Annotated in this window: 13 protein-coding genes; 6 read left to right on the top strand and 7 right to left on the bottom strand. The window is 64.4% G+C overall.

The window, feature by feature from the left end:
* Window positions 1-81 precede the first annotated feature (81 nt).
* From QU596_RS07375 to QU596_RS07355, 5 genes are all read left to right on the top strand, one after another.
* Window positions 82-1,647 (top strand): Do family serine endopeptidase, encoded by a 1,566-nt coding sequence (locus QU596_RS07375; protein ID WP_308514554.1) that lies wholly within the window; start codon window positions 82-84, stop codon window positions 1,645-1,647.
* Window positions 1,648-1,715: 68 nt separating this feature from the next.
* A complete protein-coding gene (locus QU596_RS07370; RefSeq protein ID WP_308514552.1) occupies window positions 1,716-3,326 on the top strand; it encodes a helicase HerA-like domain-containing protein in 1,611 nt (536 codons plus the stop codon).
* Window positions 3,326-3,934, top strand: coding sequence for a hypothetical protein (locus QU596_RS07365; protein ID WP_308514551.1), 609 nt, complete (start codon window positions 3,326-3,328; stop codon window positions 3,932-3,934). The genes QU596_RS07370 and QU596_RS07365 overlap by 1 nt, the downstream gene beginning before the upstream one ends.
* Window positions 3,935-3,958: 24 nt before the next feature.
* Window positions 3,959-4,366, top strand: coding sequence for a nuclear transport factor 2 family protein (locus tag QU596_RS07360; RefSeq protein ID WP_308514549.1), 408 nt, complete (start codon window positions 3,959-3,961; stop codon window positions 4,364-4,366).
* Between the two features lie 3 nt (window positions 4,367-4,369).
* Window positions 4,370-6,376 (top strand): OPT family oligopeptide transporter, encoded by a 2,007-nt coding sequence (locus tag QU596_RS07355; RefSeq protein WP_308514547.1) that lies wholly within the window; start codon window positions 4,370-4,372, stop codon window positions 6,374-6,376.
* On the opposite strand, the gene QU596_RS07350 is transcribed toward QU596_RS07355, so the two are convergent.
* Together QU596_RS07350 and queF are read right to left on the bottom strand one after the other, a co-directional pair.
* Window positions 6,373-7,389, bottom strand: a complete 1,017-nt coding sequence (locus QU596_RS07350; RefSeq protein ID WP_308514545.1) for a 2-dehydropantoate 2-reductase — start codon at window positions 7,387-7,389, stop codon at window positions 6,373-6,375. The genes QU596_RS07355 and QU596_RS07350 overlap by 4 nt on opposite strands.
* 3 nt (window positions 7,390-7,392) lie before the next feature.
* Complete coding sequence (gene queF / locus QU596_RS07345) at window positions 7,393-7,839, bottom strand: preQ(1) synthase (RefSeq protein ID WP_308514543.1); 447 nt, start codon at window positions 7,837-7,839, stop codon at window positions 7,393-7,395.
* A 45-nt stretch (window positions 7,840-7,884) separates the two neighbouring features.
* On the opposite strand from queF, the gene QU596_RS07340 reads away from it, so the two are divergent.
* Window positions 7,885-8,715, top strand: a complete 831-nt coding sequence (locus QU596_RS07340; RefSeq protein WP_308514541.1) for a sulfurtransferase — start codon at window positions 7,885-7,887, stop codon at window positions 8,713-8,715.
* Here QU596_RS07340 and QU596_RS07335 read toward each other — a convergent pair.
* The 5 genes from QU596_RS07335 to QU596_RS07315 form a co-directional block, all read right to left on the bottom strand.
* Window positions 8,712-9,059 carry a hypothetical protein gene (locus tag QU596_RS07335; RefSeq protein WP_308514539.1) on the bottom strand — a complete coding sequence of 116 codons (348 nt, stop codon included), beginning with the start codon at window positions 9,057-9,059 and terminating at the stop codon, window positions 8,712-8,714. The genes QU596_RS07340 and QU596_RS07335 overlap by 4 nt on opposite strands.
* Window positions 9,060-9,094: 35 nt before the next feature.
* Window positions 9,095-9,646: a winged helix-turn-helix domain-containing protein gene (locus QU596_RS07330; protein WP_308514537.1), complete on the bottom strand. Its 552-nt coding sequence runs from the start codon at window positions 9,644-9,646 to the stop codon at window positions 9,095-9,097.
* Between the two features lie 10 nt (window positions 9,647-9,656).
* The gene (locus QU596_RS07325) at window positions 9,657-10,067 is read right to left on the bottom strand and encodes a DUF3035 domain-containing protein (protein ID WP_308514535.1); all 411 of its coding nucleotides are present in this window, start codon (window positions 10,065-10,067) and stop codon (window positions 9,657-9,659) included.
* On the bottom strand, window positions 10,060-10,578 hold the full coding sequence (gene lspA / locus QU596_RS07320) for a signal peptidase II (protein ID WP_308514534.1): 519 nt from the start codon (window positions 10,576-10,578) through the stop codon (window positions 10,060-10,062). The genes QU596_RS07325 and lspA overlap by 8 nt, the downstream gene beginning before the upstream one ends.
* Before the next feature lie 159 nt (window positions 10,579-10,737).
* Window positions 10,738-13,689 carry an isoleucine--tRNA ligase gene (locus tag QU596_RS07315; RefSeq protein ID WP_308514532.1) on the bottom strand — a complete coding sequence of 984 codons (2,952 nt, stop codon included), beginning with the start codon at window positions 13,687-13,689 and terminating at the stop codon, window positions 10,738-10,740.
* Window positions 13,690-13,741 lie beyond the last annotated feature (52 nt).

The following is a 13,741-nucleotide window of genomic DNA, read 5'->3' as shown; positions in this document are numbered from 1 at the left end:
CCGTGGCCGCGTTCAATTGTCGTTAAGGCGACTGGCGGCCTTTAGCGCCCCTTGCGTCCACCCCCGAATGATGGAGTATCGATGAGGTCGAAGGAGTCCGGAAAAGTGCGCTACGCCTATGGGGTCGCTACGGCCCTGTTGCTCGGGGGATCGGTATTCTCTCTCGCCACCGGTGAAGCCGGTGCCCAGGTCGCGCAAAATGGGCCGGGCACAACGGCGCTGGCGCCGCGGCCGGGCGCACCGATGTCCTTCGCCGACCTCGTGGCGCGCTTGCAGCCCGCGGTGGTCAACATCTCGACCAAGCAGCGCGTGCCGGTGAAGGCGCAGCAGTCCGATCCATTCGAAGAATTCTTCCGGCGCTTCGACCCCAACGGCCAGGGCAGCAACGACAATAGCAGCGGCGGCGGCAGCCAGCCGCGCACCCGTGAAGCGGGTTCGCTGGGCTCCGGGTTCATCATTTCGCCCGACGGCTACGTCGTTACCAACAACCACCTGATCCAGGGCGTAACCGGCACTGGGACGGTCGATACCGTCACCATCACGACGACCGACCGCCGCGAATATCCGGCGAAGATCGTCGGCCGCGACGAGACGTCGGATCTCGCCCTGCTCAAGATCGACGGCCGCAACCTGCCCTATGTGAATTGGGGTGACAGCACCAAGGCGCGCGTGGGCGACTGGGTTATCGCGATCGGCGATCCCTATGGGGTCGGCAGTACCGTCACCGCCGGCATCATTTCCGCTCTGCATCGTGGAATCACCGGCGTCGGCGCCTACGACCGCTACATCCAGACCGATGCGGCTATCAACATGGGTAACAGCGGCGGCCCCATGTTCGATTTGAACGGCAACGTCATCGGGATCAATTCGGCGTTGATCTCACCGACCGGTGCCTCGGTCGGCATTGGACTTGCGATTCCGACCGAACTCGCACGGCCGGTGATCGAAGCTCTACGCAAGGGTCAGCGCCCTTCGCGCGGCTATCTCGGTGTCAGCCTGCAGCCGGTCGACGAGGACCTCGCGCCCGCGCTGGGCATCGCCAAGGACACAGGTGAACTCGTTCGCGCGGTTGTGCCTGGCACGCCGGGCGCGCGTGCTGGGCTGCAACAGGGCGATGTCATCGTGCGTGTGAATGGCCAGGCCGTGACTCCCGACCAGACCGTATCCTACCTTGTCGCCAACACGCAGGTTGGCTCGCGCATTCCCGTGGAGATCATCCGTGGCGGCAAGCGCGCGACGGTGACCGTGCAGGTGACCGAGCGGCCGACCGAGGAAGCCCTCGCCAAGATGTCCGGTGGTGGCACCGGCGATACCGCGACCGGTCCCGGCGGGGCGACGACCCCGCAGCGGGCGCTCGGCCTGTCCCTGACGCCGCTCACGCCGCAAGCAGCGAGGGCCGCCAATCTGCCGCCGACCGCGCAGGGCGTGCTGATTACGCGCGTCGACGGCAATTCGCCGGCGGCGGACAAGGGCTTGCAGCAAGGCGACTTGATCGTGTCGATCAATAACCAGCCCGTGAGTTCTCCGGCTCAGGTCGTTGCCGCGGTTGACGCGGCCCGCAAGGCTGGACGGTCGAGCGTGCTGCTGCTGGTCAAGCGCGGGACCGCCCCTGAGGCGTTCGTCGGCGTCGACATCACCAATCGTTAGGCGCTTCCACTCCCGTTCGGGATTGCGCTACAGCCGTTGCTAGCGAAGTCCCGAACCGGAGGTAAGGCGTGAGCGATAGTGGCATCTTCATCGGCGCCGAGAGCGGCGGCGCCAATGCGCAGAACCTCGAGCTGAAACGCGCCAACCGGCACGGCTTGGCCGCCGGTGCCACGGGCACGGGGAAGACGGTAACCCTTCAGGGCATTGTCGAAGGCATGTCGACAGCCGGCATTCCCACCTTCGTCGCGGACGTCAAAGGTGACCTTTCCGGTCTCGCGATGGCGGGATCGCCGACGTCGAAGATGCATGAGGTGTTTGCCCAGCGCGCGGCGGACGTCGGGATGACCGACTGGTCCTACCATGACACGCCGGTGCAATTCTGGGATCTGTTCGGTGAACAAGGGCATCCGATCCGCACGACCGTTAGCGAGATGGGTCCGCTGCTGCTGTCGCGCCTGATGAATCTCAATGACGTGCAGGAAGGCGTGCTCAACATCGCCTTCAACGTTGCCGACAAGGAAGGGCTGCTGCTGCTCGACCTTGACGATCTACAGTCGATGCTCGTCCACTGCGGCGAGGAAGCCGACCAGCTGACCCTGCAGTACGGCAACGTTTCCAAGCAATCGATCGGCTCGATCCAGCGCTCGCTGCTTCAGCTTCGTAGCCAGGGCGGCGACCATTTCTTTGGTGAGCCCGCGGTCGACCTGCACGACTTCATCGGACTCGACGATAGCGGGCGCGGGATCGTCAATATCCTCGCCGCCGACAAGCTGATGGCCAGCCCCCGGCTTTATGCGACGTTTCTTTTATGGCTCCTCAGCGAGCTATTCGAAGTGCTTCCGGAGATCGGCGACCCCGACAAGCCGATCCTCTGTTTCTTCTTCGATGAAGCTCATCTCCTGTTCGACGATGCGCCCCCGGGCCTCCTCGAAAAAGTTGAGCAGGTCGTTCGCCTGATCCGATCGAAGGGCGTTGGCGTCTATTTCATCACGCAGAACCCGATCGACATCCCCGACAAGGTCGCGGCACAGCTCAACAACCGCATCCAGCATAAGCTCAACGCCTTCACCCCCCGCGATCAACAGGCGGTGAAGGCGGCGGCGGACACGTTCCGGGTCAATCCCGCGATCGACGTTGCCAGCGCGATTACCGAACTAAAGATCGGGGAAGCTCTGGTTTCGCTGCTTCAGCCGGACGGTGCGCCGGAACCGGTGCAGCGCGTGCTGATCAAGCCGCCGTCGACGAGAGTCGGGCCTCTAACTGCGCAGGAGCGTCAAGTCATAGTCACGACCGACGCCATCGGCAGCAAATATGACGCGCTTGTCGATCGGGATTCGGCAGAGGAAATGCTGCAGGCCAAGGCCAGTGAGGCTGCCGCAGCGGCCGCCGCAGCGCAGGCGAAGACCGAATCCGATCGGCAAGCGGCAGAACAAGCGAAAGCCGATGCCGCTGCGCAACGCGAGCAATTGAAGCTTCAGCGTGAGCAGGAGCGGCTGCAGGCCCAGCGTGATCGACTCCAAGCCCAAGCCGATGCACGCGCCGCCCGTGAGGCCGCCCGCCCGTCGATGGCCGACAAGGTGATCCAGTCGGCCACACGCGCGGCGGCCAGCTCGGTCGGGCGTTCACTGGGGAACCAGCTCCTTCGCGGCATTCTCGGCGGGCTGATGCGCGGCCGCTGATGCTGGCCGCCGGGGTCCTGCTCCTCGCGCCAGTCGCGGCGCTCGCCGGCCTGTATCAGGCGCAACAAATGGAAGTCGGCGCCGCGCTCGAGCTGAACGCCAACGGCACATTCCGCTACCAGCTCGATTACGGCGCGGTATCGGAGCATGCTGAAGGCCGCTGGACGTCCGAAGGCGGCGCCGTGCGCCTCACCACTGAGCCGCGTCCTAAAAGTCCAAGGTTCGAACTAGTCCGCGACGACCCTGCGCCGCCCGGCGAAATCTTTCTTCAGCTTGAATCGCCCGGTCTGGGCAACGGCTTCCGGATGCAGGCCCTTGCGACGGACTTCATGTCCAAAGAACAAAGGCTCGTTGAGACCGACACCGATGGGCGCGTGGAGGCGGACGGGAGATCGATCACCGCTCTTGAACTGCTGGTACCTGTTTACGGCACGCCTGCTGGGCGGTTCGTCCTCGACCCGAGGCACGGGCACCGCCTGCGCCTTCGCTTTCACGCTAACGATCTAACCACTGCGGACTTCGAGCGTGAGCCGCTTGAGACTGGACGTAATGGCCTAGTCCTGAAACGCTACGATACAGAGATTCGCTTTATGCGTGTCGGGCCTTAAGAAGGGCGTGGGAGTGAGAGACTAGTGGCGGACCAGAATTGTGCAGTGATCGAAGGGCTTGAGCGCGACTGGTGCAAGGCGCTGTGCGTTCGGGACCTCGATCGACTGCAATCTTTGGTCCACAAAGACTTCGTCCTGATCGGGACACGTTCGACTGGACCATTCCTGATGACCCGGGACGATTGGTTTGAAGCTATCCAGCGGCGCGAGGTCGACGCGATCGACGTCGACGTGCGCGATGCGACGATCGTCAAGGACGTTATGATCGGCACCGTCCATGCACGCTGGCGGCTGAAATATCTGGGGCGAACGATCGAGGATTGCGTCGTCCTGTCCGATGTTTGGGTCAATGAAGACGGTCGCTGGCAGGTCATTCGTCGCCATTCGACACCGGCGCCCCCGGGCGCGTGTCCGGATCTCAAGGGGAACTAAGCAATGGCAAGTGCGGCTGACCCGCGTGGCAGCGTCAAGGAACTGACGCTTCGCGGTATCATCCTCGGCGCAATCCTGACCGTCGTCCTGACGGCGGCGAACGTCTACGCAGGCCTCAAAATCGGTCTGACCGTTGCGACCTCTATTCCGGCTGCAGTCATCTCGATGGCCGTCCTGCGGAGCTTCCGCGACTCCACCATCCAGGAAAATAACATCGTCCAGACGATCGCCTCGGCCGCCGGTACGTTGTCCGCGATCGTGTTCGTACTGCCCGGCCTCATCATGGTGGGCTGGTGGACCGGGTTTCCCTACTGGCTGTCCGTCGCGGTGATTGGCGTCGGCGGAATCCTCGGCGTGATGTATTCGGTGCCGCTTCGACGCGCGTTGGTAACCGGCACTGATTTGCCGTTTCCCGAAGGTGTCGCGGCTGCCGAGGTGCTGAAAGTCGGTACCGGTGCCGGAGGCGCGGAGGAGAACCGTCGCGGCCTCCTCATGATCGTCTGGAGTTCGATCGCTTCCGCAGGGTTCGCCGCGCTGGCACAGACGCGGCTGCTCGTCGCGGACGCCGCCAAAGCGTTCAAGGTCGGTTCCGGGGGATCGGCCGTGTCGGGCAGCATGTCCATGCTGCTCATCGGTGTCGGGCACCTCGTCGGGCTCACTGTCGGGATCGCGATGTTCGTCGGCCTGCTTATCAGCTGGGTCTATCTGGTGCCGCATTATACGGCCCTGGCCGGACAACCTGCGGGCACAGATGTCGGCGCGTGGGTCAACGACGTGTTCCGCAACAAGGTACGGTTCATCGGCGCGGGGACGATCGGCGTCGCGTCGATCTGGACGCTGCTCAAAATCATCGGTCCAATCATCAAGGGCGTGACCGATGCATTGGCCGCAAGCCGCGCCCGCAAGGCGGGTAAAGGCGATGAGCTGCCACTGACCGAGCGCGATATTCCCATCGGCATCGTGGGTATCTCGATCCTCGTCCTGATGATCCCCGTCGCGTTGCTGCTTTACGCCTTCGCCGGCACGGATCCGATTGCGTCGACTCCAACGGCGACGATCCTTGTCAGCATCCTGTATATCCTCATCGCGGGCGTCGTGATTGCCGCAGTGACTGGCTACATGGCCGGCCTCATCGGCGCGTCGAACAGCCCGGTCTCGGGTGTCGGCATCCTGTCGGTGCTGGGCATTGCGTTGATCCTTGCCGCGCTGTTCCCGGGTGTCACCGGCGACGCCTCAAAGTCGCTTGTCGCCTTCGCGTTGTTCGTGACGGCCGTCATCTTTGGCGTCGCGACGATTGCCAACAACAACCTGCAGGATCTGAAGACCGGTCAGCTGGTCGACGCGACGCCGTGGCGTCAGCAGGTTGCGCTCGTGCTCGGCGTCGTCTTCGGCGCGGCCGTCATCCCGCCGATCCTCGATTTGCTCAACACGGCGTTTGGCTTCCAGGGGGCGCCGGGCGCCACCGCCAATTCGCTGGCCGCACCGCAGGCGGCGTTGATCTCGGCGATCGCGCAGGGAGTCCTTGGCGGTAATCTAGATTGGGGCCTAATCGGGCTCGGCGCCGGAATCGGCGTGGCAATCGTCGTTATCGATGAGGTACTCAAGGCAACCAAGCGCGGAGCATTACCGCCTCTGGCCGTGGGTATGGGCATCTACCTCCCGATGGCCCTCACCTTGCTCATCCCCGTCGGCGCGGCCCTTGGTCACTTCTACGACAAATGGGCCGTCAAGCAGCGTAACCCGGAATTCGCGCAACGCATGGGCGTTCTGCTGGCGACCGGCCTGATCGTCGGCGAAAGCCTGTTCGGCGTTGTGTTTGCCGGCCTCGTTGCGGCGACGGGCAAGGATGCTCCGCTGGCGCTTGTCGAGGAAAATGCCTGGGCCGTTCCGGTCAGCATCGTCGCCTTTGTCGCGATCGTGCTGGGTTTTTATGCGTGGACGAAGCGCGAGGCGGCCGTCGCGGCGCTCCCGGGTGACGACGCCTTCACGCCGGAAGCGACGTACCGCTAGCTTCCGAGCACTGCGGCCCGAAGGGCGGCGGCTGATAAAGGCGGAGCTCCTGCCTCGGCCTTGCGAACCAGGTCGACGATCGCGCGGTTGACCGGGGCCGCCCGTTGCAGGCGGTCGGCAAGCTGCACGAGCTCGCCGTTGAGATAATCGATCTCGGTCTTGCGTCCTGCCGCAAGATCATCCGCCATCGACGATCGCGCCTTCGCGTCGATTTTCCAACGCTTGAGGAAGACGTTGTTGAACAGGAAATCGGGTGAATCGATCATCCGCGGCAGCGTGTCCGGATCGACCTCGCCAACCGTTGCGGGCTTGATGTCGGCGCGCTTCAGCAGGTCAAGGCCTTCGCGCATCGAAGCCGCGAAGACACGTCGATAATCTCGCTGCTTCAATTCATCGATCAGCGTCTCACCGGACAGTGCATTGACCGCGTTGTTAAGGTTGATCAGCAGCTTGCCCCACGCGACGCCGAGCATGTCGTCCGAGACCCTGATGGCCGCCGGTCCACCGCGAACGGCTTCGGCCAGCCGTCGCACGCCGGCGCGCCGTGCCGCATAAAGGTCGCCGGCGACGCCCTTATGAAACTGGCCCCTGCCAAGATAGGCGACATTGTAGGGCACCATGCCGCGCGCGATTTCGAAGCGGCCCCCAAGTCCCTGCTCCAGCACGTCGACGTTGCTAACGCCATTCTGAAAGCTGATAACCGTGGTGCCTTGGTCGGCGTGCTTGACGATCTCATCGGCGGCCGCGGCGGTATCGCCGCTTTTGACGCACAGCGCGATGACTTCAGCTTCGTCGAGCGCTTCCGGCCCGCAGCGGTAATCCACGTCACCGGGCGCGAGCCGCACGCGCCAGCCGCTGTAGTCGCTGAGCGTCAGGCCGTGCTCGTCCAGGTCCTGCGAAATTTTCGGCCGGCCGATGAAAGTGACGGGAATCCCGGCCGCCGCCCAAACGCCGCCGATGAAGCAGCCGACCGAGCCGGCTCCCAGGATAGCGACCCTTGGCCCCCCAGACATGGCTTATCCTCTCCCCCGATATGATTGCACGCCTTGGTCCGGCAACCAGAGACCCTCTGGCGGCGCGCCCGACTGCCAGAACACGTCAATCGGCATCCCGCCACGCGGATACCAATAGCCGCCGATACGCAGCCACTGCGGCTTCATCTCATCGAACAATCGCTGCCCAATGCCCACGGTGACGTCCTCGTGGAAACCGCAATGATTGCGGAAGCTGCCAAGGAACAGCTTGAGACTCTTGCTTTCGACGATCGTATCGCCGGGCGCGTAATCGATGACGAGGTGCGCGAAATCCGGTTGGCCAGTCACTGGGCACAACGAGGTAAATTCTGGAGCCGCGAAGCGAACGAGATACAGCGAGCCGCGCCTCGGATTGGGCACGTAATCGAGCGCCGCTTCTTCTGGCGACGCGGGAAGTGCGCTCGTCTGACCGAGATGGCGAGTTTCCATCCGACCAAGCTAGCAGCAGCAACGCGGCGCGCCTATCCTTGCGCGATGGACTCGCTCGTCTCAACGCAGTGGCTGGCAGAGCACCTCGGCGAGTCCGATCTGGTGGTCGTCGATTCCAGCTGGCACATGCCTGCGACCGGGCGTAGCGGCCGCTCGGAGTATCTGGCGCAGCACATTCCCGGCGCGCGATATCTCGACATCGACGAGGTCGCGGACCGAAGCAGTCCGGTGCCGCATACGTTGCCCAGCGCAGCCGATTTCGGCGCGGCAATGCAGGCGCTCGGCATCGGACGCGACGACCGCATCGTTGTCTACGACGATTCGACAACCCGGAATGCAGCGCGCGGGTGGTTCATGCTTCGGCACTTCGGCGCGGCGCGGGTCGCTATTCTCGATGGCGGTCTGCAGAAATGGCTAGCCGAGGGGCGTCCGACCGAGAGCGGCGAGCCGCCGGCGCGCAAGGCGCGGTTCGAGGCGGTCGAGCGCGACGAGCTTGTCACCAAGCAGCAGTTGCTGGCGGGCAACGGCCTGCCCTGGCTCGATGCGCGCGGGCGACCGCGCTTCGAAGGGACCGAGGACGATCCGCGGCCAGGAGTCGCCGCGGGCCACGCACCCGGCTCGCGCAACCTGCCGTTCGCTTCGCTTTATCGAGAGGATGGGCGGTTCAAGTCGCTCGATGAGATCCAGCAGTTGTTCGACGAGGCGGGAGTCGATCCGACGCAGCCGTTCATTGCAAGCTGCGGGTCGGGAGTAACGGCGAACAGCCTGATCTTCGCCGCGCATCTGCTCGGGAATGATCGCGCGAAATTGTACGACGGCAGCTGGAGCGAGTGGGGCGCCGACCCGGCGACCCCGAAGGTGAAGGGACCGGCTTAAGCCAGGACGATGCCGGCGACGTCGCGGAGCTCGCGGCGGATCTCGTCGACCATGGTCTTGCAGGCCAGGACATGCGGCTCGCGGCCCTCGGCGCGCTGGCTGAGCAGGGCTTCGATGCCCGCCGCGGCGGTGCCAACCAGTTGCCCCGAACGCTGGTCGAACCAGCGCTGCTTTGCGTCGCCGGCGCTGTCCCAGGCGTCGGCGATTTCGTCGTCGCGGTCGCCTTCGGGGCCGGCGGAGAAACCGCCGTCGACCAGGCGCAGCGCGTGGCGGACGCTCGCCAGACGAGTCAGCGCTTCGGCATAGACCTGCGAAGAATCACTTTGGCGGACGAGATTGAGCACGACTCCGGACTAGGCCGGATTCGGTCAACAGAATCTTAAGCGCCGCTCTTTTCGTCGATGTCGCGGAGGATCCAGCCGCGCTGCGGGATGGTCTCGATGAACTCGGCCCCGCCGCTCGCATTGCGCAGCTTCTTGCGCAGCTTGGAGATGAAGACGTCGATGATCTTCGGCTGCGGCTGATCGTCCGACCGGCGATAGAGATGCTTCAAGAGCATCTGCCGGGTGACCACGTTGTTGCGCGCGAAGGCGAGCAGTTCGAGCACCCGATATTCCATCTCGGTGATGCCGATCGGATGACCGTCGATGCGGATCAGGCGCTGCACCTGGTCGACCGACAGGCGGCCACCGCAGAGCGTTTCCGGCATTTCGCTGCCGGTGGACTTGAGGCTTGCGAGCAGCTTGGATGCCGCCTCCTCGCTGTCCTCCGGCGAGACGCTACGCGGGCTGCCGATGATCGCCTGCTGGACTTCGCCGAGCAGCTGGTGCGCTTCCTCGACGAGCTTGGTGCCCTCTTCGAACCGCCGCCGCGAGCGGTCGAGCATCGATTCGATTTCGACCAGGCGTGCGGGAAGATTGGGAGTGGCCATGCTTGTTCTCTTATTGACCGGGCTGCGCGGACGCGACGTCGGTGCTGCTGTTCGCCGCGGTGAGGATCTGCACCGTGGTCGGCCCCTTGTCGACGAGGCGCGTATCCGGATCCCAAACCTGGCTGCGGATGCCCAGCTGCGCACTGCTTCGTCCGGCGGTGTCGAGCAAGCTCATCTCGCTGGCGCTGCGCGGCGCCGGGCCACCGAACAGAACATCGATCGCCTGCTGCTGCGCTTCGCTCGGCGACAGGCCGGCGGTCCCGGCAACCGGCGGGGCCAGGCTGAAGTCCGGCGGAATGATCAGCGGCGCATTGCGCGCGACCGCGAATTCGTCCGGGGTCGCCGCGCGGCCTTTCAAGACGGCGCAGCCGCTAGTGGCGACAGCAGCTGTCAGCGCCAGGACGGTCAGGACTTTACGCATGTTCGTGTTTCTCCTCGGGGGCACGGCCCGTTTCCTGATCCTTACGGCTGAGGAACGCGCGCAGCAACAGGATCACCACGGCAATGCTAATCGCGGCATCGCCGACGTTAAATATCAAAAATGGACGGAAAGCGCCAAAGTGCAGGTCGGCGAAGTCGACGACATAGCCGTGCCGGACGCGATCGATGATGTTGCCGAGCGCACCGCCCAGCACCAGGCCGAGCGCCATCTGGTCGATCCGGTTCTTCTCCCGGCCCATCCAGTAAGCCACGCCGATCGCAATGGCGGAGGTCAGGGCAACCAGCATCCAGCGGCCGGTTTCGGTGGTTGCGTTGAGTAGACCCAGCGAGATCCCGTTATTCTCGGTGTAGGTGAAGTTGAAGATCGGCAGCAGCACCAGCTGATCGCCGATGTGACGAATGCCGAGTGGGCCGGTGACCCACCATTTCGTCAGCTGATCGATTGCGAAAACCACCAGGGCAACGATGAAACCGTACGAACGAGCCTTCATCGCGCGGTATCCAGATGCCCGAAGTTCGCCAAGTTTGCGCCTCGACGCGCATGCGTGTGAGCACGCGCGCGCACGCGATGGAGGGTGCGGGAAGTGATCAAAGGGGTGCCGGTCATCGGACCATCAAGCACGGACTGGGGCGTGTAGGACAGCAAATCGTCAGCCATTCACGACCCCGTCGCAGCGGTTGCAGAGATCGCCGTCACTCGTCACCTCCGGAAGCAGGCGCCAGCAGCGTCCGCACTTGTTGTTGTCGGATTTTGCGACCTTCCAATCGCCCTCGTGCACTGTCGAGGTGATGAACAGCTCCTGCAGGAAATCGCGGTCGGCGCCGCTCAGCACGGTCACTTCGGCTTCGAGGCTGGAGCCGAGCACCTTCTCGCGGCGGAGCGGCTCGATCGCCTCGGTAACCTGAGCGCGCAGGGCGCGAAGTTCATTCCACTTGCCCTCGTCGGCATCGACCGGAGGTACGATGGGCCATTCCAGCAGGTGCACCGAACCGCTGTCCGGGTAGCGCGTCGCCCACACCTCTTCGGTGGTGAACACAAGCACCGGCGCAAGCCAGCGGACAAGCGCCTGGAACAGGGTGTCGAGCACTGTCCGATAGGCGCGGCGCTTCAGCGACGACGGCGCGTCGCAATAGAGGCTGTCCTTGCGGATATCGAAGTAAAAGGCGCTGAGGTCTTCGTTGCAGAAGTCGGTGAGCGCGCGAACGTAGGTGTTAAAGTCGAAGTCATCGACCGCGTTGCGCAGCTTCTGGTCGAGCGCCGCGGTAAGGTGGAGCATGTAGCGCTCCAGCTCGGGATATTGCGCGACATCGTCGAGCCGCTCCGCGTCGGTGAACCCGTCGAGCGCGCCGAGCAGGTAGCGAAAAGTGTTACGGAGCTTGCGGTACTGGTCGGCGACCCCGGCGAGGATCTCCTTGCCGATCCGGTGGTCCTCGGTGAAGTCCACCGACAGCGCCCACAGCCGCAGGATGTCCGCGCCATAGTCGCGCATTAGGTCGAGCGGGTTGATCGTGTTGCCCAAGCTCTTGGACATTTTCATGCCCTTGGAATCCATGGTGAAGCCGTGGGTCAGCACCGCATTGTAGGGCGCACGGCCCCGGGTGCCGCAGCTCTCGAGCAGCGACGACTGGAACCAGCCGCGGTGCTGGTCGGATCCTTCGAGGTAGAGGTCGGCGGGCCAGCGCTCTTCCGGCCAGTGGCCGCTTTCCAGCGTGAAGACGTGGGTGCATCCGCTGTCGAACCAGACGTCGAGGATGTCGGTGATCATCTCGAAATCGTCGGGGTTGCGGTTGCCGAGGAAGGTCGCAGCGTTCTCGGCTGACCACGCGTCGACGCCTTCCTTTTTGAAGGCCTCGACGATGCGGGCGTTGACTTCGCGGTCGACCAGCAGCTCACCGGTCTTGCGGTCGACGAACACCGCGATCGGCACGCCCCAGGCGCGCTGGCGGCTGAGCACCCAGTCGGGGCGCCCCTCGACCATCGAGGCGAGGCGGTTGCGGCCTTTTTCGGGGACGAAGCGGGTGTTCGCGATGGCGTTCATCGCCAGCTTGCGGAGGGTGGGATTGGCCCCTCCACCATGCTCCGCATGGTCCCCCTCCCCCAGACGAGCTGGGGGAGGATTTATCGGTAGCTCACTCCTCCCCGAGCTTGCCTCGGGGAGGGGGACCGCCGCAGGCGGTGGAGGGGCAGGATTGGCACCCCCCTCGTCGTCCCAACGCTGTTCCGCCCGCGTTTCGCCCGACAGATGCGGCAGCGGCTTGTCCATCGATACAAACCATTGCGGCGTGCAGCGGTAGATGACCTTGGCCTTCGACCGCCACGAATGCGGGTAGCTATGCTGGAAGTCGGCGCTCGCCGCGAGCAGGGCGCCGGCTTCGCGGAGGTCCGAGCAGATTGGGCCGTCAGGCGCGTTGAACTTGGCGTTGATGACGCTGCCCTGGCCGCCCAGCCACGCCCAGTCGGCGCGGTACATGCCGCCCGCATCGACCGCGAACACCGGGTCGATGCCGTTGGCGCGGCACAGTTCGAAATCGTCCTCGCCATGGTCGGGCGCCATGTGGACGAGACCGGTGCCCTGGTCCGTGGTGACGAAGTCGCCGGGCAGGAACGGACGCGGCTTGGCGAAGAATCCGCCAAGCTTGTGCATCGGGTGACGGGCGATGGTGCCGGCGAGGTCGGAGCCCTTGCCCTTCCAGTAGATCTCGCGAGCATCCTGGCTGAGGAACCGGCCATAAAGTGCAGCGGATGCGACCATTGGCTCAGCCACAAGATACTTTGGGCCGCGGTGTTCGCCGACCAATAGATACTCGACGTCCGGCCCGTATGCGATCGCCTGGTTGACCGGTATCGTCCACGGCGTGGTCGTCCAGATTACCGCATGCGCGCCGACCAATCCCGGGATCGGGCTTTCGACGATTTCAAACGCGACATCGATCTGGGTCGAGACGATGTCCTCATATTCGATCTCGGCCTCGGCCAGCGCGGTCTTTTCGACCGGGGACCACATCACCGGCTTGGCGCCGCGGTAGAGCTGGCCGGTCTCGGCGAACTTGAACAGTTCGGAGACGATGGTCGCCTCGGCACCCTTGGCCATGGTCAGGTACGGCTTGTCCCAATCGGCGCTGATGCCGAGCCGCTTGAGCTGCGCGCGCTGGGTGTCGACCCAATGCTGGGCGTAGGCGCGGCACTCGGCGCGGAACTCGCGGACCGGGACCTCGTCCTTGTTGAGCTTCTTCTTGCGGTACTGCTCCTCGACCTTCCATTCGATCGGCAGGCCGTGGCAGTCCCAGCCGGGCACGTAGGGCGCGTCCTTGCCGAGCAGGGTCTGGGTGCGGACGACCATGTCCTTCAGCGTATGGTTGAGCGCATGGCCGATGTGGATGTCGCCGTTGGCGTAAGGCGGGCCGTCGTGGAAGATGAACTTCTCGCGGCCGGCGCGGGCCTGGCGGATCTGCTGGTAGAGGTTCTCGGACTCCCAGCGCTCGGCGATGCCCGGCTCCTTCTGCGGCAGGCCGGCCTTCATCGGAAAGTCGGTGCGCGGCAGGAAGACGGTGGAGCGCCAGTCTTGTTTGGAGTTTTCGGGTTTGTCGGGAGCGTCGGCCATTACGCGCGCGGCATTAGCGGTGGCGGCGCGCGATACGCAACCGCCATTCCTC

The organism is Sphingomonas flavescens, from assembly GCF_030866745.1.
GTDB lineage: Bacteria > Pseudomonadota > Alphaproteobacteria > Sphingomonadales > Sphingomonadaceae > Sphingomicrobium > Sphingomicrobium flavescens.
The sequence above is the reverse complement of the archived record's forward strand: the minus strand, read 5'-3'. Positions and strand labels throughout refer to the sequence as shown.

Coding starts and splice junctions, on each gene's coding strand:
- QU596_RS07355 (WP_308514547.1), top strand. CDS start 4,370: ATGGCAAGTGCGGCTGACCCGCGTGGCAGCGTCAAGGAACTGACGCTT.
- QU596_RS07315 (WP_308514532.1), bottom strand. CDS start 13,689: ATGGCCGACGCTCCCGACAAACCCGAAAACTCCAAACAAGACTGGCGC.
- QU596_RS07375 (WP_308514554.1), top strand. CDS start 82: ATGAGGTCGAAGGAGTCCGGAAAAGTGCGCTACGCCTATGGGGTCGCT.
- lspA (WP_308514534.1), bottom strand. CDS start 10,578: ATGAAGGCTCGTTCGTACGGTTTCATCGTTGCCCTGGTGGTTTTCGCA.
- QU596_RS07340 (WP_308514541.1), top strand. CDS start 7,885: ATGGACTCGCTCGTCTCAACGCAGTGGCTGGCAGAGCACCTCGGCGAG.
- QU596_RS07325 (WP_308514535.1), bottom strand. CDS start 10,067: ATGCGTAAAGTCCTGACCGTCCTGGCGCTGACAGCTGCTGTCGCCACT.
- QU596_RS07350 (WP_308514545.1), bottom strand. CDS start 7,389: ATGTCTGGGGGGCCAAGGGTCGCTATCCTGGGAGCCGGCTCGGTCGGC.
- QU596_RS07365 (WP_308514551.1), top strand. CDS start 3,326: ATGCTGGCCGCCGGGGTCCTGCTCCTCGCGCCAGTCGCGGCGCTCGCC.
- queF (WP_308514543.1), bottom strand. CDS start 7,839: ATGGAAACTCGCCATCTCGGTCAGACGAGCGCACTTCCCGCGTCGCCA.
- QU596_RS07330 (WP_308514537.1), bottom strand. CDS start 9,646: ATGGCCACTCCCAATCTTCCCGCACGCCTGGTCGAAATCGAATCGATG.